This is a genomic window from Streptomyces sp. UC4497 (assembly GCF_054871485.1).
The window spans coordinates 94,410-115,676 of the sequence record NZ_JBTYHB010000024.1 but is presented as its reverse complement, the minus strand read 5'-3'; the positions used below and the strand labels follow the sequence as shown (position 1 = coordinate 115,676).

Sequence of the window (21,267 nt, the reverse complement as noted above, 5' to 3'; positions counted from 1 at the left end):
CTCGGTCACTGGCCCGCCTCCTCGGCGATCTCGGCGTTCTCGGTGTCGGCGGGCGCGGTCGGCTCGTACACGAGGGACGCGCGGTTGTCGGGACGCAGGCGCGCCTTGGCGATCTCCTGGACCTCCTCGGCGGTCACGTCCAGGACACGCCCCACGGCGGTCAGGGCGAGCTGCGGGTCGCCGAACAGGACGGCGTAGCGGCACAGCTCGTCGGCGCGCCCGGAGACCGTGCCCAGGCGGTCCAGCCACTCGCGCTCCAACTGGGCCTGGGCGCGCTCCATTTCCTCGGGGCTCGGGCCCTCCTCGGCGAACCGGGCGAGCTCCTCGTCGACGGCGGCCTCGATGACCGGCACCTCGACGTCTCCGGAGGTCTTCACGTCCAGCCAGCCCAGGGAGGGCGCTCCGGCGAGGCGCAGCAGGCCGAAACCGGCCGCCACGGCGGTGCGGTCACGGCGTACGAGCCGGTTGTACAGGCGCGAGGACTCGCCGCCGCCAAGGACGGTGAGGGCGAGGTCGGCGGCGTCGCACGCGCGCGTGCCGTCCTGCGGGAGCCGGTAGGCCGACATCAGGGCGCGCGCCGGGACCTCCTCCTCGACGACCTCGCGCTGCTGCTCGCCGATGGCCTCCGGGAGGGCACCGTCGCGCGGGGCGGGCTTGCCGTCGTGGCCGGGGATGGAGCCGAAGTAGCGCTCGACCCAGGCCAGCGTCCGCTCCGGGTCGATGTCGCCGACGATCGACAGCACCGCATTGTTGGGCGCGTAGTAGGTGCGGAAGAAGTTCCGCGCGTCTTCGAGGGTGGCCGCGTCCAGGTCGGCCATGGAGCCGATGGGCGTGTGGTGGTACGGGTGCCCCTCGGGGTACATGAGAGCGGTCAGCTTCTCGAACGCCGTGCCGTAGGGCACGTTGTCGTAGCGCTGACGCCGCTCGTTCTTCACGACGTCCCGCTGGTTCTCCATCGACTCGTCGTCGAGGGCCGTGAGGAGCGAGCCCATGCGGTCGGCCTCAAGCCACAGCGCGAGCTCCAGCTGGTGGGCGGGCATGGTCTCGAAGTAGTTGGTGCGCTCGAAGCTCGTCGTACCGTTGAGCGAGCCGCCCGCGCCCTGGACGAACTCGAAGTGCCCGTTGCCGTGCACCTGCTTCGAGCCCTGGAACATCAGGTGCTCGAAGAGGTGAGCCAGGCCCGTACGGCCCTTGACCTCGTGGCGCGAGCCGACGTCGTACCAGAGGCAGACCGCCGCGACCGGGGTCAGGTGATCCTCGGAGAGCACCACGCGCAGGCCGTTGGCCAGCCGGTGCTCGGTCGCTGTCAGGCCGCCGGAGCCGGCCTCGGCGGTGGCCGTGTGACCCATGGGCATGTACGTCCCTTCGATCGCGGTGCAACGCGAATTCGCGGTGAGCTCTGGACTGCGGCAGGTCCTGGAACCAGGTCATGGAACCAAGTCCTGGAACACTGAACTGCTGCGAGTGCTGCCACTGTATGCAAGCGTGCTGGCACCTGGCGAAGTTCCCGCCGGGGCTACGCCGTGAGCGAGCAGGCGGCCCTCTGGGGGCCGCGCGACACCCGGTACTGAAGGGCCGCGAGCGGCGTTGTCAGTGCGGCGGTCCACAATGGTCCGCGACAGTTCCCGTTCATGTAACCGTTCTTGTAGGTGAAGGAGCCGCAGCAGCGATGGCCCGCCGCAGCACGAAGACCCCGCCGCCCGACGACTTCGAGGAGAAGATCCTCGACGTCGACGTGGTCGACGAAATGCAGGGCTCCTACCTGGAGTACGCGTACTCGGTCATCTACTCACGCGCCCTGCCCGACGCCCGCGACGGGATGAAGCCCGTCCACCGTCGGATCGTCTACCAGATGAACGAGATGGGCCTGCGCCCCGAGCGCGGCTACGTGAAGTGCGCCCGCGTGGTCGGCGAGGTCATGGGTAAGTTGCACCCCCATGGCGACTCGTCGATCTACGACGCCCTGGTGCGCCTCGCCCAGCCGTTCTCCATGCGCGTCCCGCTGGTGGACGGGCACGGGAACTTCGGCTCCCTGGGCAATGACGACCGCCCGGCCGCCATGCGTTACACCGAGTGCCGCCCGGACGCCGCCGCGACCCTCATGACGGAGTCGATCGACGAGAACACGGTCGACTTCGTCGCGAACTACGACGGCCAGGAGCAGGAGCCGCTCGTCCTCCCGGCGGCGTACCCGAACCTGCTGGTGAACGGCGCGTCGGGCATCGCGGTCGGCATGGCGACCAACATGGCGCCGCACAACCTGGGTGAAGTGATCGCCGCCGCGCGGCACTTGATCCGGCACCCGGGCGCCGACCTCGACACGCTCATGAAGTACGTTCCGGGGCCCGACCTGCCGACGGGCGGCCGGATCGTCGGCCTGTCCGGCGTCAGGGACGCGTACGAGACGGGCCGCGGCACGTTCAAGATCCGCTCGACGGTCTCCGTGGAGAACGTGACGCCGCGCCGCAAGGGCCTCGTCGTCACCGAGCTGCCCTTCGCGGTCGGCCCCGAGAAGGTCATCTCGAAGATCAAGGAACTGGTCGGTTCCAAGAAGCTCCAGGGCATCGCCGACGTCAAGGACCTCACGGACCGCGAGCACGGCCTGCGCCTGGTCATCGAGATCAAGAACGGCTTCGTGCCGGAGGCCGTCCTGGAGCAGCTCTACAAGCTGACGGCCATGGAGGAGTCCTTCGGCATCAACAACGTGGCGCTGGTGGACGGTCAGCCGCTCACCCTCGGCCTCAAGGAACTCCTCGAGGTCTACCTGGACCACCGCTTCGACGTGGTGCGCCGCCGCAGCGAGTTCCGCCGCAGCAAGAAGCAGGACCGGCTCCACCTGGTGGAGGGCCTCCTCGTCGCCCTGGTGGACATCGACGAGGTCATCCGCATCATCCGCTCCAGCGACAACAGCGCGCAGGCCAAGGAGCGCCTGATCGAGCGCTTCTCGCTGAGCGAGATCCAGACGCAGTACATCCTGGACACGCCGCTGCGCCGCCTCACCAAGTTCGACCGCATCGAGCTGGACGCGGAGCGCGACAAGCTCAACGGCGAGATCGACGAGCTGACCGGCATCCTCGATTCCGACTCCGAACTGCGCAAGCTGGTCTCCTCCGAACTGGCCGCCGTGGCGAAGAAGTTCGGCGACGACCGGCGCACGGTGCTCCTGGAGTCGGCGGGCGCCCCGGTGTCGGCGGTTCCGCTCCAGGTCGCCGACGACCCGTGCCGTGTGCTGCTCTCCTCGACCGGGCTGCTCGCCCGTACGGCGAACGGCGATCCCTTCACCGAAGGTGAAGGCACCAAGCGCACAAAGCACGACGTGATCGTCTCCTCGGTCCCCGCCACGGCACGCGGCGAGATCGGCGTCGTCACGTCCGAAGGACGCCTGCTGCGCCTGAACGTGGTCGACCTGCCACAGCTCCCGGACTCGGCCTCCGCACCGAACCTCTCGGGAGGCGCCCCGGTCTCCGAGTTCCTCTCCTCCCTGGGGGCTGACGAGACGGTCGTGTGTCTCATGACCCTGGACGAGTCCTCGCCCGGCCTGGCGATCGGCACCGAACAGGGCATCGTGAAGCGCGTGGTGCCCGACTATCCGTCCCACAAGGAGGAGCTGGAGGTCATCACCCTCAAGGACGGTGACCGCATCGTCGGCGCCGCGGAGCTGCGCACCGGTGAGGAAGACCTGGTCTTCATCACGGACGACGCACAGCTGCTGCGCTTCCAGGCCTCCATCGTGCGCCCGCAGGGCCGCGCGGCGGGCGGCATGTCCGGCGTGAAGCTGGCGACTGGAGCGAAGGTCATCTCGTTCACCACGATCGACCCGGCGGTCGACGCGGTGGTGTTCACCGTGGCCGGCTCGCGCGGCACGTTGGACGACTCGGTGCAGACGACGGCCAAGCTGACGCCGTTCGACCAGTACCCGAGGAAGGGGCGTGCCACGGGCGGTGTCCGCTGCCAGCGCTTCCTGAAGGGTGAGGACTGCCTGAGCCTGGCCTGGGCCGGCCCGGCACCCGCGCGTGCTGCGCAGAAGAACGGCACGCCGGCCGAGCTGCCCGAGATGGACCCGCGCCGAGACGGTTCGGGCGTGTCGCTGCCGAAGACGGTGGCGGCGACGGCCGGCCCGATCTAGGAACGCGGGAGCGGGGCAGGAGCGAGGTCCGCCTCGGGGTCGACGTAGTCCGCGACCTCCTCCGCCTCGCCCTTGTCCTGCACGTAGCGGAGAACGCCCCACATGCCCTGCTCGTCCACGGTGTGTGGGGCGTCGCTCTTGGCGGCGTCGAGCTGCTTGCCGAGGTCGGTCGCGTCGATGCCGGATCCGATCAGGACGAGCTGGGTGAGGCGCTCCTCGCCGCTCGGCCACGGCTCCGGGTAGAACCTCAGGAAGCGCCCCACGGCATGCACGGCGTACCGGTTGCCGGTGTCGCCCGCGCCGAAGTCGACATATCCCTTGATGCGGTAGAGCCCCTCGGGCCTGCTGTCGAGGAACGCGATCAGCCGGCGGGGGTCCATGGGCACTTCGGAGGTGAACGCGACGCTGTCGTAGGCGGCGTGGAGATGTGTGTCATGCGCGGCGTGACTGCCGCCCTGGTCGCCACCCTCGCCATCGTCGCCATCACCATCGCCATTGCCGTCATGCCTGTGCAGATCATCGAAGGACAGCTGCCCGATCCGCTCCTCGGTGGGGCGGCAGTCGAAGAGCAGCGCCGGGTCGATGCGCCCGTACGACGCGGACACGACGGCGGCCCGCCCGGCTACGGCCCGCACGGCACCCAGGACCCGCTCGCGCTCGTCAGGGCCGACGCGATCGCCCTTGTTCACCACGACGAGGTCCGCGATCCCCAGGTGCCGCTCCACCTCGGGGTGCTTCTGGCGGGTGGCGTCGAACTCGGCGGTGTCGACGACCTCGATCAACCCTCCGTACACGATCCGCGGGTTGTCGCTGGCCAGCACCATGCGCACGAGTTCTTGAGGCTCAGCGATGCCACTGGCCTCGATCACGATGACGTCAATGGCATGCACGTCATTGACGGGCCGAGTCAACTTATCCAGATACACGTCAAGTTCACTGGCATCCACCGCACAACACAGGCACCCGTTGCCGAGCGAGACCGTCGAGTCGCCCAGTTGTCCGGCGACCGCCATGGCGTCGATCTCGATCGACCCGAAGTCGTTGACGATCGCCCCGATCCGGGTGCCCCCGCTGCGGTGCAGCAGATGATTGAGCAAGGTCGTCTTCCCCGAACCCAGAAAGCCGGCGAGGACGACGACGGGGATCTGCTGCGGGCTGGCCTTGCTCAACGCGACCTCTCTCACACCGGATCGCGCCGCGTCGTGCGCCGCAGCGCACGCCGGTTCGGGGTCCGGCTCTCGTACGAAGAATGAATGCCGCCCCAGGATACGAGCGGGCGGAAAGGCCGCGAAGTGAACGATTGCTAACGGCGCCCGCTGGGCACACGTTGGACATGGCGCCGGTTTTCGCGAACTGAGCATCCACCCGTGCGCCTCCTCTCCGCCTCCCGCCGATCAGAGCCGCTCGGCACCCTGGGAGTCGGCAAGCGCGCCGCCCACCGCCGCCGGTTTCCTTCCCCGTCGCCCCTCATCCGACGACCGGCGCACGGTCGCCTGAATCGGGGGTTGACATGACCACACAGAGTCAAGGGATATGCCGGACGGTAGTCGCCGCTGCCGTGGGCGGACTCGCAGGTGGCACCGCGACACATCTGTGGCATCGCTTCGGCCCTGAAACGAAGCGATCCGCGAGGGAGCGCCACCGCCTGGCTCGAGCGCATCAGCAGCGCATGCACTGGGAGTTGCTGAGCAAGGCGATCGATGACCCCGCGTTGGCGGTCGTGATCGACAACTACGGCTTGGAACTCACCCCGCAGAAGCGGCGCCAGTTCATGTACGCCAACCTCTGGTACGTCAACGCCTTCCACAACTACGAGTCCGGCCTGCACGACCAGCGCGAACTGTTCGGCATCCTTCGGGAGCTGTTCCAGAGCCCGTACATGCGCGAGTACTGGGAGGCCACCCGTGCCCACCGCGCCTCCCTGGACCCCTCGTCCAGCGAGGCAGAGATCGGCCGCATGGCAGAGGCGTTGTTCCACGAGATCGAGGCCGCCGCGGACACGGAGGAATGGTGGGTGGTGGGCGAACCACCGTCAGACTGACAGGGTTCCCCCGAAGCGGTGAAGTTGCGCAACAACTCCCCCTGGCGACAGGCGAATCGGTATCCTCACGCCTCATGAGGCGGGCTAGTGTTGCGAAGCAACGCCTCATGAGGCGCACCAATTCAGCGGCGTAACGTCGCCCCGAGAAGGAATCCGGTTCCCTTGAAGATCGTACGCCGCATCGGGGTGCCCCCGAGCGCACGCGGAAGCAGTTCCGGCGCCACCTGCCCCGATGTCTTCGAACTCAGCGACGGAAACTTCGCTGTGATCGGCACGGAGGCCACCGCGGACCTCAAAGGCGAACTCCCCCCGGACGCCGGGGTCGCCGACTACGAGCGCATCGTCATCGTGAACCGGGAGACATTGGTGCGCGCCAAGGGGGACATCCCGGACGACTGACAGCCGTCGGCGACATACGCCACGACCGCGTCCGAGGCCCGGCAGCAACTCCCGCCGGGCCTCCACCGCACCCGTCAGACGACGAGCGGCACCGCCACCGGCGGCTCCACCCCCACGTACCGTGCCGCAGGTCGGATGATCTTTGTATCCTCCGCCTGCTCAAGGATGTTGGCGCTCCAGCCGACGACCCGGGCCGCCGCGAACGTCGGCGTGAACATGGCGCGTGGCAGGCCGCACAGCTCCATGACCACGCCCGCGTAGAACTCCACGTTCGTGTGCAGCTCGCGCCCCGGCTTCAGCTCCGCGAGGATCGCCTCCACCTGGCGCTCGACCTGAACCGCGAATTCCACCAGCGGACCACCGAACCGCTCCGCGATTCCGCGCAGCATGCGCGAGCGCGGGTCCTCCGTGCGGTAGACGGGGTGACCGAAGCCCATGATCCGCTCGCCCGCGAGCACCCGCTCCCGGATCCAGGAGTCGATGCGGTCCGGTGTGCCGATCGCGTCCAGGGTGTCGAGCGCACGGCTGGGCGCTCCGCCGTGCAGCGGCCCGGACAACGCTCCGACCGCCCCGACCAGAGAGGCCGCGACATCCGCCCCGGTCGACGCGATGACACGCCCCGTGAACGTTGACGCATTGAATCCGTGATCAATGGTTGAGATCAGGTATTGCTCGATGGCTCGTGCATGCGCGGGGTCGGGCTCCGAACCCGTCAACATGTACAGGTAGTTGGCCGCGTACGAGAGGTCCTCGCGCGGCTCCACGGGCTCGAGCCCCTCACCGAGCCGGTGCAGTGCGGTGAGCATCGTGGGGACCACAGCCGTCGCCGCCACCGCATCCGCGCGCCGCCGGTCCGGGTCGATGTCGTACACGGGCCGAAAGCCGCGAGAAGCACCGAACAGCGAGAGCGCCGTCCGCAGCCCGGCGAGCGGCCCCGAGACCGCACCGGCCCGGGCGATCGCCGGCAGCGCGGCCCGCACGTCCTCGGGCAGCCCGCGCTGAGCGGCGGTCTCCCGCGCGAAGGCCACGGACCGCTCGGCGCCGGGCAGTTCGCCATGCAGCATCAAGTGCCACACGTCCTCGAAACCGCGGGTTTCCGCGAGCTCGACAGCAGAGTACTGGCGGTAGTGGTAAAAGCCCTCTCGCCCCCTGACGTCCCCGAGTTCGGTGTCGGTGACGACGACACCGGCGAGCCCGCGTGGTACGTCGACGGCCGTGGCGGCCGTGCTCCCGTTGATCGGCATGTTTCCTCCCTGGACTTGATTCGACTGTCCATGCTTGACTCAATAACTGTCAATATTGATTGAATCAATGCATGGCGATCCGGATACGGTGACGCGCATGAGGGATCAAGAACCTGCACCGACGCAGCGGGCCCGCCGCCTGACCACCAAGGAGACCGCCGAGCTTCTCGGCGTGAAGCCCGAGACGGTGTACGCGTATGTGAGCCGCGGGCAGCTCACCAGCAGGCGCGGGGAGAACACACGCGGCAGCACCTTCGACGCCGCCGAGGTCGAGGCACTCGCCCGCCGCAACAGACGGGAGACCACGGCCGGTTCGAGCACGGGCGAGCTGTCGGTACGCACGCGGATCACCCTCATCGACGACGACCGGTACTTCTTCCGGGGGGTCGACGCGGTACAGCTCGCGGCCCGCCACTCGTACGAGGAGGTCGCGGAGTGGCTGTGGACGGGCAGGCTGCGCCCCGGCGCCCGGTTCACCGCCCCCAAGGAATCGCTCTCCGCGGCCCGCAAGGCCATGGCCGCCCTGCCCGAACTCAGCAGCCCCATTGACCGGTTGCGGGTGGCGGCCGTTGCCGCGGCGACGGCCGACCCGTTGCGCTACGACCTGTCCGAGGACTCCGTGCTCGGCGCCGCCCGGTCCCTCATCCCTACCCTCGCGGCCGCGCTGCCCCTCGTACGAACGACGTACGTGGACGGCGCGCCGATCGCCCAGCGCCTGTGGGGGCGGCTGACCTACACGGAGCCCGACGAGGCGTCACTGCGCGTCCTGGACATGGCTCTTGCCCTGTTGGTCGATCACGACCTTGCGGCCTCGACGCTCGCGGTGCGCGTCGCCGCGTCCGCGCGGGCGCACACCTACGCCGCCGTCTCGGCGGGCCTGGGCGTCCTGGAGGGGCCGTTGCACGGGGCGGCGAGCGGTCTGGCCCACCGGATGCTGCTGGACGTCCTCGACCGGGGCAGCGCGGGCTCCGTGGTGGCCGACGAGCTGCGTTCGGGCCGCCGCGTGCCCGGGCTCGGCCACCGCCTCTACCAGGGCGAGGACCCGCGCGCACAGGCGCTGTTCGCGGCGCTGGAGGAACTCCCGAAGGCGCGTCCCGCCCTGGCGGCAGCCCGCGACGTCGTGGCGACCACTGCCCGCCACACGGACCTGCACGCCAATGTGGACCTGGCCCTAGCGGCCTTCACTGCGTCGTTCGGGATGGCGGCGGAAGCAGGCGAGACGATCTTCGCCGTCGCACGCACGACGGGCTGGATCGCGCACGCCCTGGAGGAGTACGACGAACGCCCTCTTCGTATGCGGCCGACGGGACACTACGTAGGCCCCCGCCCGCCGCAGCCTCTGCCGTCGGTTTCCGCGGCGGAGTGACCGGGCGGGGTTAGGGTCGCCGCTGTGAATACGTGCACGACCGCCTCGCGGGATCTTGAGGAACCTCTGGCCGGGACGGCGGCCACCGCGCGCACCTGGCTGCTGATCGAGCAGCCGGGTCCGTGGGGCGCGAAGGCCCTGGTCTCCAGTCATCTCGACCCCGAAGTGGGCCGCGCCCTGGAGGCTGCAGCGGACGGCACGGGAGTGCGCGTCGCCCTCGTGCGCCGTCCGGGCCGGCACGCGGACCACCACGCCTCGCAGCGCCACCAGGTGTACGTGGCCCACACAGTCCCGGGAAAGACCTGGCTGCGCAGCACCACAGTCGCGGCTCCCGAAGAGCTTCTGGGGCTCGACTTCGCCGCCTTGGGGGCGGGGCGGCACGGCGGCTTCGGCGCCCCTTACGAAGGCGAGCCCCTCGCCTTCGTCTGCACGAACGGGAAGCGCGACCGGTGCTGCGCGCTTCTGGGACGGCCCCTGGCCTCCGAACTCGCCTCCTCCGGAGGAGAGGGCGTCTGGGAAATCACGCACCTGGGCGGCCACCGCTTCTCCCCCACTCTCCTGGTGCTGCCCTACGGCTACGCCTACGGAAGATCCTCGGCCGCCGACGTCAAAGAGGTCCTTCATGCGGTGCGCTCGGACCGGATCGTGCTCGATGGCTGCCGTGGCAATTCCGCCTGGGACCGTCCGGGACAGGCCGCCGAGCTCGCCGTGCGCCGGACGACCGGCGAGCACCGTGCCGGTGTCCTGAGCGTCGTACACACGGCATCGATGGATCCACCAACCGATCCATCTGTTGATGCGCTCGTGGACAACGCGTACTGGGACGTGACGATCGCCCACATGGACGGCCGCCGCTGGACCGTCGTGGTCGCCCGCGGTGCCTCGCTCCCGCCCCGGCCGGAGAGCTGTGGCGCCGCGCTCGGCTCGCCGGCCCGTATGGATGTCGTCGCTGTGCGTGAGGCTTCCGCCCTGCGCGGCTGACCGGAGCGCTCCCGGTCGGAGGCGGCGGGGAGATCCGCGCCACAAAGGCCTTCGACCAGCGCCGACGGGCCCGTACCGTTCTGAGCCATGAGCTCCACTTCCCCTGCCCGCCGCCTGCGCTTCGGCCTCCCTAGACGGGTGTTCGCCCAGGTCCTGCTGATGCAGGTGGCGATCGCCGCGGGAGTGGCGGTGCTGGCGACGGGGCTCTTCCTGGCGCCGCTGAGCGACCAGCTCGACGACCAGGCGATGCGGCGGGCTCTGGCCATCGCGCAGACCACGGCGGCGGAGCCCCGGATCGCCGAGGAGCTGCGTTCCTCACGGCCGAGCGGGGACGGTCCCGTGCAGGCCGCGGCGGAGCGGATCCGCCGGGCCAGCGGCGCCGAGTACGTCGTGATCATGAACCGTGAAGGCGTCCGCTGGTCGCACACCGATCGCGGCCGGATCGGGCACGTCGTGTCGACGGACCCCAGCGCGGCGCTGGCGGGCCGCGCGGTCATGGAGATCGACGAGGGGACGCTCGGCCGCTCCGCGCGCGGCAAAGTGCCGCTGAGGGCCGCGGACGGGGCCATCGTGGGAGCCGTCTCGGTCGGCATCGAGTACGACAGCGTCCGCGCGCGCCTCATCCACGCCATCCCGGGCCTGTTCGCGTACGCCGGAGGGGCCCTGGCCGTCGGGGCGCTCGCCGCCTATCTGATCTCGAGACGGGTCCAGCGGCAGACCCGTGACCTGGCTTTCTCGGACATCTCGGCGCTCCTGGCCGAGCGCGAGGCCATGCTGCACGGCATCCGCGAGGGCGTCGTGGCGCTGGACCGCGGCGGGCGGATACGCCTGCTCAACGACGAGGCGCAGCGGCTGCTCGGCGTGGACGCGAAGGTGATCGGACGGCCGCTGGACGAGGCACTCGGGGCGGGGCGTACGACGGACGTGCTCGCGGGGCACGTCTCCGGGACCGACCTGCTCACGGTGCGCGGGCAGCGCGTCCTGGTCGCGAACCGGATGCCCACCGACGACGGCGGCGCGGTCGCCACCCTGCGCGACCGCACCGAGCTGGAGCAGCTGGGCCGCGAACTCGACTCCACGCGCGGCCTGATCGACGCCCTGCGCGCGCAGGACCACGAACACGCGAACCGCATGCATACGTTGTTGGGCCTTCTTGAGCTGGAGATGTACGAGGAGGCCGTGGACTTCGTCGGCGAGGTGGCGGGGGCCCGCCGGGTGACCGCGGAGCAGATCACCGAGCGGATCGAGGACCCGCTGCTGTCGGCCCTGATGGTGGGCAAGGCGACCGTCGCCGCGGAGCGCGGTGTGGAGTTCGGCATCTCCGGGGACACCTGGCTGCCGGACCGCCTCGTCGATCCGCGCGGCCTCGTCACGATCGTCGGCAACCTGGTGGACAACGCCCTGGACGCGGCCGCCGGTGCGGGGCAGCACGCGCGCGTGGATTCGGGGCAGCACGCGCGCGTGGAGGTGCTTCTGCGGGCCGAAGGCCGTAGTGCGGTCCTACGGGTACGCGATTCCGGGCCGGGCGTACCCGCCGACCAGCGGGAGACCGTCTTCGTGGAAGGCTGGTCCACCAAGGAGCCACCGGCCCACGGCAAACGCGGCATCGGGCTCGCCCTGGTGCGCAGGTTCGCCGAACGGCAGGGCGGCACCGCCGAGGTGACCCGGTCGCCCCTCGGGGGCGCCGAGTTCGTCGTCGTGCTGCCGGAGGCCCTCACCGTGGACGTACCGGACGTGTCGGACGTGACCGAGGAGGCCCGATGATCGACGTACTGGTCGTGGACGACGACATCCGCGTCGCCGACGTCAACGCCGCCTATGTGGCGAAGGTTCCTGGCTTCCGTGTCGCGGCGACCGCGCACAACGCGGCGGAAGCACTCGACCGGATCGAGGAGCTCCACGTCGACCTGGTGCTGCTCGACCACTACCTGCCGGACCGGACGGGTCTTTCGCTCGCCCGGACGGTGCGCGAACGCGGCCACCAGATCGACGTGATCATGGTGACCGCGGCGCGCGACGTGGGGACCGTACAGGCCGCGATGCGCCACGGGGCGCTGCAGTACCTGGTCAAACCGTTCTCGTTCGCGGGCCTGCGAGGCAAGTTGGAGGCGTACGCGACGCTGCGGCGCACCCTCGACGGCGGGGGCGAGGCGGAGCAGGCGGAGGTCGACCAGATCTTCGGCGCGCTCTCCGCCGGGCCCGCGCCCGAGCTGCCCAAGGGGCACTCGACCACCACCGCCGAGCTGGTCCGCCGGGCGATGATGACCGCCGAAGGCCCGCTGTCGGCACAGGAGTTGGCCGACGTCACCGGGCTCAGCCGGCAGACCGCCCAGCGCTACCTCAAGCTTCTGGAGCGGACCGGGCGGGTGCGGCTGAGCCTGAAGTACGGGGACACCGGGCGGCCCGAGCACCGCTACGAGTGGGCCGCCAGCCGCTGACTGCCGGCCCGCTGACCGCCGGCGACTCCCCCGCAGGGGCGTGTCAGACCGCCCCTGCGCCCGTCAGCGCCCGTACTTCGGTCTCCGCGTGCTTGGCCTCGTCCGGCTCCTCGGAGGACGTCACGGTGCCCAGCCAGCCCGCGAGGAAGCCGAGCGGGATCGAGACGAGCCCGGGGTTCTCCAGCGGGAAGTACTGGAAGTCCACGCCGGGGAACAGCGACGTGGGGCTCCCGGAGACCACCGGGGACAGCACCACGAGCACCAGCGCGGGCACCAGGCCGCCGTACACCGACCACACGGCGCCCCGCGTGGTGAAGCCCCGCCAGAACAGCGAGTAGAGCAGCACGGGCAGATTGGCCGACGCGGCGACCGCGAACGCGAGCCCGACCAGGAACGCCACGTTCAGGTCCCGCGCCAGCAGTCCCAGCCCGATCGCGAGCACACCGACACCGGCCGCGGCGACCCGCGCCACCGCGACCTCGCTCCACTGCCTGCCACCGCGCTTCCCGCCAGGGCCGCCTCTACGAAGCGAGGCGTACAGATCGTGCGCAACGGAGGCCGAGGACGCCAGCGTGATCCCGGCGACGACGGCGAGGATGGTGGCGAAGGCGACCGCGGCGACGATCGCGAACAGCACCGTGCCCCCGGTGGAGTCCTCGCCGCCGCCCAGGTCGAGGGCGAGCAGCGGAACCGCCGTGTTCCCCGCGGCGTTCGAGCCCCGTACGGCATCGGGGCCCACGAGGGCCGCGGCGCCGAATCCGAGCACGATCGTCATCAGGTAGAAGCTGCCGATGAGCCCGATGGACCACACGACCGAGCGGCGCGCGGCCCGCGCGGTCGGCACGGTGTAGAAGCGCGACAGGATGTGCGGAAGGCCCGCAGTGCCGAGCACGAGCGCGAGGCCCAGGCTGATGAAGTCGAAGCGCGCGGTCCAGCTTCCTCCGTATTTCAGACCGGGCACGAGGAAGTCCGAGCCGTGCCCGCTGCGTGCGGCGGCGGTGCGCAGCAGCTGGTCGAAGTCACCGTGGAAGCGCGCCAGGACGAGCACCGTCAGGGCGATCGCCCCGCCCATGAGCAGGACGGCCTTCACGATCTGGATCCACGTGGTGGCCCGCATCCCTCCCATCGACACATAGATGACCATGAGCGCGCCCACGCCGACGACGGTCCAGGCCTGCGCGGCGCCACTCGCCTCCCCCAGCAGCAGCGCGACCAGGCTTCCCGCGCCCACCATCTGCGCCACCAGATAGAGAACGGACACGGTCACCGAGGAAGTTCCCGCGGCGATGCGCACCGGCCGCTCCCGCATCCGGGCGGCGACGACGTCGGCGAGCGTGAACCGGCCGCAGTTGCGCACCAGTTCGGCCACGAGGAAGAGGACCACGAGCCAGGCCACGAGGAAGCCGACCGAGTAGAGCAGTCCGTCGTAGCCGAACAGGGCGATCAGCCCGGAGATTCCGAGGAAGGACGCGGCCGACATGTAGTCACCCGCGATGGCGAATCCGTTCTCCATGGGCGAGAACAGCCGGCCGCCCGCGTAGAACTCCTCCGCCGAACCGTGTCGTTTGCGGCTCGCCCAGGTCGTGATGGCGAGCGTGACCGCCACGAACACGCTGAACAGGACCAGGGCCAGGGTCTGATGCGTCCCGGTCATCGCTGGCCGCCCTCGCCGTGCGCAGTACCGTTCACTCGCGCGTTTCCGGCGAGTCCGCGCGTCATCTCCTGTGTCTCCCACCGCAGTTCGAGCGCCGCGCGATCGCGACGCAGCCGCGCATGGCGCACATACAGCCACGTCAGCAGGAACGTACTGGCGAACTGCCCGAGGCCCGCCACCATCGCCACGTTCACGACGCCCGCGACCGGTTGGGCCATCAGTCCGGGCGCCGTCGTGGCGGTCACGACGTATGCGACGTACCAGGCGAAGAAGAGCACGACCGCCGGGACGACGAACCGCCGGTAGCGCCTGCGCACCTCCTGGAACGCCGCGCTGCGCTGCACCTCCAGGTAGACGCCCGCCGCGCTCCGCTCGGACGGCACGGCCGGGGCCGGCACCGCAGCCGCTTGCACGCCCGGGCCGCGCCACTCACCCCAATCCGAGTCCGGCTCGTCGTACCAGGGATCGCCGCCGCCCCTCGTGGCAACGGCCCTGGGCCGCGCGGTCGCGCGCCCGTCGTGCTTGTCCACCGGACTCTCCTTGTCCGCGGCCCACTGCGGCCGCGGACCAAGGATGGACAGACCGGGAAGATCCCGGACGCTCTCCGCAGACCCTTCACCCCATTAGGTGATGGACGTCCCCGGTGGCTTCGCGAGTCCGTGCCGATACGCGTAACGGACGGCCTGGGCGCGGTCCTTGAGCCCGGCCTTCGCGAACAGGTTGTTGATGTGGGTCTTCACCGTCGCCGTGGAGACATGCAGCGCCCGGGCGATCTCCTGGTTCGTCAGGCCGTCGGAGATCAGCACCAGGACCTCGGCCTCCCGCGTCGTGAGGCCGTCGGGTGGCTCTGTCGGGTCGGGCACGGTGGCCTCGGGCTGCGACAGTCTCTCCAGGAGCCGCCGCTGGATCTTCGGCGAGAGGCCCGCGTCACCGGACAGCACGCCCTCCACCGCCCGGACGATCTCGTCCGCGCCGGCGTCCTTCGTGAGATAGCCGCGCGCTCCCGCCCTGAGGGCCGGAAACAGCGACTCGTCGTCGGCGTACGTGGTCAGGATGACGACCTGGGTGCCCGGGTACTCCTGCCGGATCCGTCTGGTCGCCTCCGCTCCGTCGCAGCGCGGCATGCGAAGGTCCATCAGGACGACGTCCGGGGACAGTTCGGCCACGAGCGCGACCGCCTCTTCACCGTCTCCCCCGGAGCCGACGACCTCGATCCCGGGCAGCAGTCCGAGCAGCATCACGATGCCTTCGCGCACCACCGTCTGGTCGTCGACCACCACCACGCGGGCCGGTGGCTTCCCCGCGCGCGCCCCCGCCTCGGCCCCGCTCATACGGGAACCTTCAACTTGACCACGAAACCCTCCTCGTACGGCCCCACCTCGAGCGTGCCGCCCAACAATTCGGCGCGCTCCTTCATCCCCAACAGACCGTAACCGCCACCACTGACAGTGAGCTCCTCGTGAGGCCGGGACGCCCCCGAGTCCCGTACTTCCAGGGCCAGTTCGCCCGGCCGGTACTCCAGCCGGATGTCCGTCGTCGCGCCCGGCGCGTGCTTGCGTACGTTCGTCAGCGCCTCCTGCGCGACTCTGCGTACGGTCTGGGACGCCTCGACGGGCAGGGGGCGACGCCCACCGCCCACCGTGAGCGTCGCGCCGTCCGAGGACGCGACCAGTTCCCGCAGGAAGTCCTCCAGCGGTGTCATCTCGCCCCGCAGCGCGGACAGGGCCTGCCGGGTCTCGTCGAGTCCGTCCCGGGCCATGCCGCGCGCCGCCACGACGCGTTCGAGGATCTGGTCCCGGTCCGCCCCGCGCTCGATGAGGAGCCGGGCGGCCTCGAGATGCACGAGCTGGGCGGAGAGGCTGTGCGCGAGGACGTCGTGGATCTCGCGCGCGATCCGCGACCGCTCGGCGAGCGCCGCCGACTCGGCCTCGGCGGCACGCGCGGCGCGCTCCTGCGCCAGGGCCCGCTGCGTACTCCCCCGCGCCTCGGCGTCCAGGCGCAGGACGTACCCGGAAAGGCAGAGCCCGATGGCGACGACGGCGGTGGTCAGCCAGGCGTCGTCGTTGACCAGCGCGAACCCCGTGAGCGCCACGGCGGTGGCAGGCACCGAGGCGGCGAGGGGCAGTCGCTCCAGCGCGGAGACCGCGCAGCCGCACCACAACACGATGGCCGGCCCGACGAATCCGGCCCACTGGGCCAGTACGGCGACCGCCACCAAGAACGCCAGCAGCCCGAGAGAGGGCCACAGCCGATGGTCGAGCGTGGTGCGGAAGAACGCCCAGGCGGCCGCCACACACGCGAGCAGCAGTACGGGGGCCAGGATCAGCGCCTGGTCGTTGATATCGCGCTGTGTCACGGCGGTCCACACCAGGACCGCGACCACGACCACCCGCACCGTGCGGGCGAGCATCCGCCGGGCGCGGGTGACGCCCTCGCGGGAGAGCGCCTCCCGGGAGGGCCATTCCGTCCAGTTTCCGCGGATCACCTACGGTCCTCCCACGCCGGCCGGGCGACAGGACCAACGTACGCCGGGCGCTCCCGGTCGGCCCGCAGCATCAGCAGGCCGGAGCGGACCAGGAGCGAGACGGCGAAGCCGAGCATCAGGCTGGAGCTGCCGAGGTGGATGCCCAGCGCCAGTCCGACGCCCGCGACGGACGCGCGGGCCGCGACGCCACCGAGCCAGGCCCCGGCCGTCGCGACGGTGCCCTTGGTCCACACGTCGCCCTGCTCGTCCGTCCAGACGCGGGTCGTGAACGCCCACCCGATGCCTATGCCCACGCTCACCAGCACCTCGACGGCAAGCAGTACGACCGAGCCCGTCACATGGTGGGGATCCGTCACCACGCCGTCCTTCACGGCGAGGACCGCGAGGATCGCGGGCAGGAGCCACCACTTCCGGTCGCCGGACAGGCGCTCGGTCTTGAACTGGCGCACGAGGACGAGTGCGACAACGGCGACGATCACCAGGACGGTGGGGAGCCCGGACATGACTGCCTCCGTGGAGCGGTCGGGAGCGAAGTGGTTCAACGCCTTCGACGCTACGGAAATCAGCAGGTCAGGAGATCGGAGCCGGGGTGGATCACGGGTGGAAAATGCGGCTCCACCCGTGGGTGGAGCCGCATGAGGTGACCTGCGTGGCGGGAGGCGCGATCGCTGCCTCCCGCCCTCGTCGCTACATGTCGATGCGCGACCGGTCGAGGGTCGACGCGGAGCTGCTGATGAACTCCTTGCGCGGCGCCACGTCGTTGCCCATCAGCAGGTCGAAGACGTGCTCCGCCGCCTCCAGCTCGCCGATGTTGATCCGGCGCAGCGTGCGGTGGCGCGGGTCCATCGTGGTCTCCGCGAGCTGGTCGGCGTCCATCTCGCCGAGCCCCTTGTACCGCTGGATCGAGTCCTTGTACCGCACACCCTTGCGCTGGAGCTCGAGCAGCGTCTCGCGCAGCTCCCGGTCCGAGTACGTGTAGATGTACTTGTCCTGGCCCTTCTTCGGCTGGACCAGCTCGATGCGGTGCAGGGGCGGCACGGCGGCGAAGACACGGCCGGCCTCGATCATCGGCCGCATGTAGCGCTGGAACAGCGTCAGCAGCAGCGTACGGATGTGCGCGCCGTCGACGTCGGCGTCGACGAGCAGGATGATCTTGCCGTAGCGCGCCGCGTCGATGTCGAAGGTCCGCCCGGACCCAGCTCCTATGACCTGGATGATGGCGCCGCACTCCACGTTCTTCAGCATGTCCGTCACGGACGACTTCTGAACGTTGAGGATCTTGCCGCGGATCGGCAGCAGGGCCTGGAACTCGGAGTTCCGGGCGAGCTTGGCGGTGCCGAGCGCGGAGTCGCCCTCGACGATGAACAGCTCGCTGCGCTCCACGTCGTCACTGCGGCAGTCCGCGAGCTTGGCGGGGAGCGACGAGGACTCCAGGGCCGTCTTACGACGCTGCGCGTCCTTGTGCTGACGCGCGGCGATGCGGGTTCGGGCCGCGGCGACGGCCTTCTCCATGACGGCACGGGCCTGCGCCTTGGCGTCGCGCTTGGTGGACGACAGGAACGCCTTGAGTTCCTTGGCCACGACGTTCGCGACGATCCTGTTGGCCGCCGAGGTACCGAGGACCTCCTTGGTCTGGCCCTCGAACTGCGGCTCCGCCAGACGCACCGTGACGACGGCCGTAAGGCCCTCCAGTGCGTCGTCCTTGACGACGTCGTCCTCGGCCACGCGCAGCACCTTCTGGGCGCGCAGAACCTCGTTCATCGTCTTTGTGAGCGAGCGCTCGAAGCCCGCCACATGAGTACCGCCCTTGGGCGTGGCGATGATGTTCACGAACGACTTGATGCTCGTGTCGTACCCGGTGCCCCAACGCAGCGCGATGTCGACACCGAGCTCGCGCTGGACCTCGGTCGGCGTCATCTGGCCGTGCTCGTCGAGGACGGGGACGGTCTCCTTGAAGGTGCCCTGCCCGGTGAAGCGGAGGACGTCGCAGACCGGCTTGTCCTGCGCCAGGTACTCGCAGAACTCGCTGATGCCGCCGTCGAAGCGGAAGGATTCCTCGCCCTTGCTGCCGCCCTCGCCGAGACCGAACTCGTCACGGACGACGATGGTCAGGCCCGGCACCAGGAACGCGGTCTGCCGCGCGCGCTGGTGCAGCTCGCTCAGGGAGAGCTTGGCGTCCTTCAGGAAGATCTGGCGGTCCGCCCAGTAGCGCACGCGGGTGCCCCGTCGCGCCTTCGGGACCTTCTTGACCTTGCTCAGTCGCGCCGAGGGGTCGAACGCCGCGTCGGGTCCTGGCTTGGCGAAGGCGCCGGGGACGCCACGCCGGAAGCTGATGGCGTGCGTGTGCCCGCCCAGGTCCACCTCGACATCGAGACGGGCCGACAGCGCGTTCACCACGGAGGCGCCCACGCCGTGCAGACCGCCGGAGGCCGCATAAGCGCCGCCTCCGAACTTGCCGCCCGCGTGGAGCTTGGTCATGACGACCTCGACTCCGGAGAGGCCGGTCTTGGGCTCGACGTCCACGGGGATGCCGCGGCCGTTGTCCCGGACCTCCACGGAGGCGTCGTCGTGCAGGATCACCTCGATGCGGTCGCAGTAGCCACCGAGGGCCTCGTCGACGGAGTTGTCGATGATCTCCCAGAGGCAGTGCATCAGGCCGCGACTGTCGGTCGAGCCGATGTACATGCCCGGACGTTTGCGTACGGCTTCGAGCCCCTCAAGGACGAGCAGGTGCCGCGCGGTGTAGTTGGAACCGTCCCGGTCTGCTCCGGTCAGCAGCGCTGTGGACGGCACGGACGTATCGGCGGTCACGCGGTTCGCTCCTCGCTGAATTTCAGATGGGGCCCTCACGAATGAAGGGCCGGCGTCGGTCGCCGTTCAGAGGGTACCGAGGCCTGGTAGAGCCTTTGTCACGCCACCCTCACCTCAGCCCAGACTAGTCCAGGATCGTATGCATGTTCGATCCCTCGATGGAGTGACGCCCACATCACGTTCCCTTCCAGGCATGAACCATTTAGGCTCCGGGCACGTCCTCATGAACAAACCGGCAACCAGCCGGGGGAGGACCGACCTGACAGAACGCGCGAACCCGTAAGACGTTAGAGACGCAATACGGCACATTCGCCGCCACCCGGCGACAGACAGCCGGCCTCGAAGAAATTTTTCGAGGAAAAGCCGCGAGCGGGAACGTTTTCGGCCTGGTTGGATGTTGACCCTGGTACGACAGCTCGTCGAGCTAGAGAAGAGGCGACGTGACTACTGTTCTGACCCCCGCGACCCCCCTGACGGCCGCTGACCGCTGTGACCGTTGCGGCGCCCAGGCATATCTGCGCGTCGTTCTGATCAGCGGTGGTGAACTGCTCTTCTGCGCCCACCACGGTCGCAAGTTCGAGCCGGAACTCAAGAAGATCGCCGCTGAGATACAGGACGAGACGGAGCGGCTCACCGCCGATCCGGCAAGCGCCGAGACCGAGGAACGCTGACGCCTCGCACACACGACGAGCCAGCTCCGGCATCAGGCCGGTGATCGGGCGGCTGCTCCTGACCCCAGGAGCTGCCGCCCGTCCTCGTATCCGCACGATGCGTCAGGCGTGCTCCCGCAGAACCCGCAGCGCCTCCGAGGCGCGCGTGTAGACACCCGGGCTACCGGCGCGCCCACACCCGTTCCCCCACGACACGAGACCAATCAGCTTGCCCCTGGCGACCAGCGGACCCCCGCTGTCCCCCTGGCAGGCGTCCTTGCCACCGCCGGACTCGCCCGCGCAGAGCATCGACGAGGGCTCGTACGTCCCGTCGTTGCCACCCGGCGGATACGCCTGCTTGCACTCGGCGTCGGCAAGCACCCGCACCCGCGCGGCGTGCAACGTACGCGCATAGTCGCCCGCTCCCGTGGTGTCGCCCCACCCGTAGACGGACGCACCGGTGCCGGCCCGATAGGCCGGGTCCCCCTCGTCCGCGATCGGGAGCACATCTCCCTCGGGTAGCCGTGTGTCGAGTGTGAGGACCGCCACATCACCGGCGTTCGTCCGGCCGTCGTACGCCGGATTGATCCATTCACTGCGCACGGACACCTCGGCGCCGTCGGACGTCTCGAGATCGCCGCGACCGACGATCGCCTTGAGGTCCCGCACCTGATCGCGCGGCACTCCGAGCACGTCCTCGCTCAGGCAGTGCGCCGCGGTGAGGACCGTCGACCGCCCGACGACCACTCCCCCGCAGAACTGACCCGCGCGGGCTCCGCCGAACCGGTCACGGCTCGCGAGCGCCACCACCCAGGGGCTGTTGGAGGCATCGACCTGATGGCCCCCGACGATTCCCTCGTCGGCGGCCGCGGACTGGGGGGAAGCCAACGGCAGCACCGCCGCCGCGGCCAGCACGGCCAGTGGAGCGGTCAGCACTCTCGCGAAAGAGCGACGCATACGGTCTCCTCACTCAGGGTTGCAACGGCACACCCAGAGTCATTCAGCACGACACGCCGCGCACTGCGAGGATCCGCCCACGACCGCCGACGACGAAGGCCCGGCACCTTCCCGC

Annotated in this window: 18 protein-coding genes; 8 read left to right on the top strand and 10 right to left on the bottom strand. The window is 70.0% G+C overall.

All coding sequences use genetic code 11. The annotated features are described in order from the left end of the window. Positions 1-5: 5 nt before the first annotated feature. A complete protein-coding gene (locus tag ACYSUO_RS28495; RefSeq protein ID WP_461779108.1) occupies positions 6-1,349 on the bottom strand; it encodes a M16 family metallopeptidase in 1,344 nt (447 codons plus the stop codon). Positions 1,350-1,669: 320 nt separating this feature from the next. On the opposite strand from ACYSUO_RS28495, the gene ACYSUO_RS28490 reads away from it, so the two are divergent. Beyond that, positions 1,670-4,126: a DNA gyrase/topoisomerase IV subunit A gene (locus ACYSUO_RS28490; protein WP_461779096.1), complete on the top strand. Its 2,457-nt coding sequence runs from the start codon at positions 1,670-1,672 to the stop codon at positions 4,124-4,126. On the opposite strand, the gene ACYSUO_RS28485 is transcribed toward ACYSUO_RS28490, so the two are convergent. Continuing rightward, entirely contained in the window at positions 4,123-5,295 is a 1,173-nt protein-coding gene (locus ACYSUO_RS28485) for a CobW family GTP-binding protein (protein WP_461779095.1), read from the bottom strand. The two genes, ACYSUO_RS28490 and ACYSUO_RS28485, sit on opposite strands and share 4 nt — an antisense overlap. A 341-nt stretch (positions 5,296-5,636) precedes the next feature. Here ACYSUO_RS28485 and ACYSUO_RS28480 point away from each other — a divergent pair, with 341 nt between their 5' ends. Both ACYSUO_RS28480 and ACYSUO_RS28475 read left to right on the top strand, forming a co-directional pair. Continuing rightward, positions 5,637-6,167, top strand: coding sequence for a DUF6082 family protein (locus tag ACYSUO_RS28480; protein WP_461779094.1), 531 nt, complete (start codon positions 5,637-5,639; stop codon positions 6,165-6,167). Between the two features lie 162 nt (positions 6,168-6,329). Continuing rightward, entirely contained in the window at positions 6,330-6,566 is a 237-nt protein-coding gene (locus ACYSUO_RS28475; RefSeq protein ID WP_461779093.1) for a hypothetical protein, read from the top strand. A gap of 74 nt (positions 6,567-6,640) precedes the next feature. On the opposite strand, the gene ACYSUO_RS28470 is transcribed toward ACYSUO_RS28475, so the two are convergent. Next, positions 6,641-7,810 carry a citrate synthase/methylcitrate synthase gene (locus ACYSUO_RS28470; protein WP_461779092.1) on the bottom strand — a complete coding sequence of 390 codons (1,170 nt, stop codon included), beginning with the start codon at positions 7,808-7,810 and terminating at the stop codon, positions 6,641-6,643. Between the two features lie 97 nt (positions 7,811-7,907). Between ACYSUO_RS28470 and ACYSUO_RS28465 the strand changes: the two genes are divergently transcribed. The 4 genes from ACYSUO_RS28465 to ACYSUO_RS28450 all read left to right on the top strand — a co-directional run bounded on the left by ACYSUO_RS28465 (position 7,908) and on the right by ACYSUO_RS28450 (position 12,595). Beyond that, positions 7,908-9,176 carry a citrate synthase family protein gene (locus ACYSUO_RS28465; RefSeq protein WP_461779091.1) on the top strand — a complete coding sequence of 423 codons (1,269 nt, stop codon included), beginning with the start codon at positions 7,908-7,910 and terminating at the stop codon, positions 9,174-9,176. Between the two features lie 24 nt (positions 9,177-9,200). Beyond that, positions 9,201-10,157 (top strand): sucrase ferredoxin, encoded by a 957-nt coding sequence (locus ACYSUO_RS28460; protein WP_461779090.1) that lies wholly within the window; start codon positions 9,201-9,203, stop codon positions 10,155-10,157. A gap of 87 nt (positions 10,158-10,244) precedes the next feature. Further along, complete coding sequence (locus ACYSUO_RS28455) at positions 10,245-11,921, top strand: sensor histidine kinase (RefSeq protein ID WP_461779089.1); 1,677 nt, start codon at positions 10,245-10,247, stop codon at positions 11,919-11,921. Next, positions 11,918-12,595 carry a response regulator gene (locus ACYSUO_RS28450; RefSeq protein ID WP_461779088.1) on the top strand — a complete coding sequence of 226 codons (678 nt, stop codon included), beginning with the start codon at positions 11,918-11,920 and terminating at the stop codon, positions 12,593-12,595. Before ACYSUO_RS28455 ends, ACYSUO_RS28450 begins: the two co-directional genes overlap by 4 nt. Before the next feature lie 43 nt (positions 12,596-12,638). Here ACYSUO_RS28450 and ACYSUO_RS28445 read toward each other — a convergent pair whose 3' ends face one another. From ACYSUO_RS28445 to ACYSUO_RS28420, 6 genes are all read right to left on the bottom strand, one after another. Further along, positions 12,639-14,249, bottom strand: a complete 1,611-nt coding sequence (locus ACYSUO_RS28445) for a solute symporter family protein (RefSeq protein WP_461779087.1) — start codon at positions 14,247-14,249, stop codon at positions 12,639-12,641. Continuing rightward, entirely contained in the window at positions 14,246-14,779 is a 534-nt protein-coding gene (locus ACYSUO_RS28440; protein WP_461779086.1) for a DUF485 domain-containing protein, read from the bottom strand. Before ACYSUO_RS28440 ends, ACYSUO_RS28445 begins: the two co-directional genes overlap by 4 nt. A gap of 93 nt (positions 14,780-14,872) precedes the next feature. Further along, complete coding sequence (locus ACYSUO_RS28435; RefSeq protein ID WP_461779085.1) at positions 14,873-15,580, bottom strand: response regulator; 708 nt, start codon at positions 15,578-15,580, stop codon at positions 14,873-14,875. Next, positions 15,577-16,734, bottom strand: a complete 1,158-nt coding sequence (locus tag ACYSUO_RS28430; protein ID WP_461779084.1) for a sensor histidine kinase — start codon at positions 16,732-16,734, stop codon at positions 15,577-15,579. Before ACYSUO_RS28430 ends, ACYSUO_RS28435 begins: the two co-directional genes overlap by 4 nt. Further along, positions 16,731-17,237 carry a DUF1453 domain-containing protein gene (locus ACYSUO_RS28425; protein WP_461779083.1) on the bottom strand — a complete coding sequence of 169 codons (507 nt, stop codon included), beginning with the start codon at positions 17,235-17,237 and terminating at the stop codon, positions 16,731-16,733. The genes ACYSUO_RS28430 and ACYSUO_RS28425 overlap by 4 nt, the downstream gene beginning before the upstream one ends. A 184-nt stretch (positions 17,238-17,421) precedes the next feature. Continuing rightward, positions 17,422-19,545, bottom strand: coding sequence for a DNA gyrase/topoisomerase IV subunit B (locus ACYSUO_RS28420; RefSeq protein WP_461779082.1), 2,124 nt, complete (start codon positions 19,543-19,545; stop codon positions 17,422-17,424). Between the two features lie 440 nt (positions 19,546-19,985). Here ACYSUO_RS28420 and ACYSUO_RS28415 point away from each other — a divergent pair, with 440 nt between their 5' ends. Next, the gene (locus ACYSUO_RS28415) at positions 19,986-20,216 is read left to right on the top strand and encodes a DUF7455 domain-containing protein (protein WP_266714963.1); all 231 of its coding nucleotides are present in this window, start codon (positions 19,986-19,988) and stop codon (positions 20,214-20,216) included. Positions 20,217-20,318: 102 nt separating this feature from the next. On the opposite strand, the gene ACYSUO_RS28410 is transcribed toward ACYSUO_RS28415, so the two are convergent. After that, a complete protein-coding gene (locus tag ACYSUO_RS28410) occupies positions 20,319-21,152 on the bottom strand; it encodes a serine protease (RefSeq protein WP_461779081.1) in 834 nt (277 codons plus the stop codon). Positions 21,153-21,267 lie beyond the last annotated feature (115 nt).

Bases quoted from the DNA above. Each gene is read 5' to 3' on its own strand.
- ACYSUO_RS28425 (WP_461779083.1), bottom strand. From the start codon at position 17,237: ATGTCCGGGCTCCCCACCGTCCTGGTGATCGTCGCCGTTGTCGCACTC.
- ACYSUO_RS28455 (WP_461779089.1), top strand. From the start codon at position 10,245: ATGAGCTCCACTTCCCCTGCCCGCCGCCTGCGCTTCGGCCTCCCTAGA.
- ACYSUO_RS28470 (WP_461779092.1), bottom strand. From the start codon at position 7,810: ATGCCGATCAACGGGAGCACGGCCGCCACGGCCGTCGACGTACCACGC.
- ACYSUO_RS28495 (WP_461779108.1), bottom strand. From the start codon at position 1,349: ATGGGTCACACGGCCACCGCCGAGGCCGGCTCCGGCGGCCTGACAGCG.
- ACYSUO_RS28445 (WP_461779087.1), bottom strand. From the start codon at position 14,249: ATGACCGGGACGCATCAGACCCTGGCCCTGGTCCTGTTCAGCGTGTTC.
- ACYSUO_RS28490 (WP_461779096.1), top strand. From the start codon at position 1,670: ATGGCCCGCCGCAGCACGAAGACCCCGCCGCCCGACGACTTCGAGGAG.
- ACYSUO_RS28480 (WP_461779094.1), top strand. From the start codon at position 5,637: ATGACCACACAGAGTCAAGGGATATGCCGGACGGTAGTCGCCGCTGCC.
- ACYSUO_RS28410 (WP_461779081.1), bottom strand. From the start codon at position 21,152: ATGCGTCGCTCTTTCGCGAGAGTGCTGACCGCTCCACTGGCCGTGCTG.
- ACYSUO_RS28465 (WP_461779091.1), top strand. From the start codon at position 7,908: ATGAGGGATCAAGAACCTGCACCGACGCAGCGGGCCCGCCGCCTGACC.
- ACYSUO_RS28450 (WP_461779088.1), top strand. From the start codon at position 11,918: ATGATCGACGTACTGGTCGTGGACGACGACATCCGCGTCGCCGACGTC.
- ACYSUO_RS28435 (WP_461779085.1), bottom strand. From the start codon at position 15,580: ATGAGCGGGGCCGAGGCGGGGGCGCGCGCGGGGAAGCCACCGGCCCGC.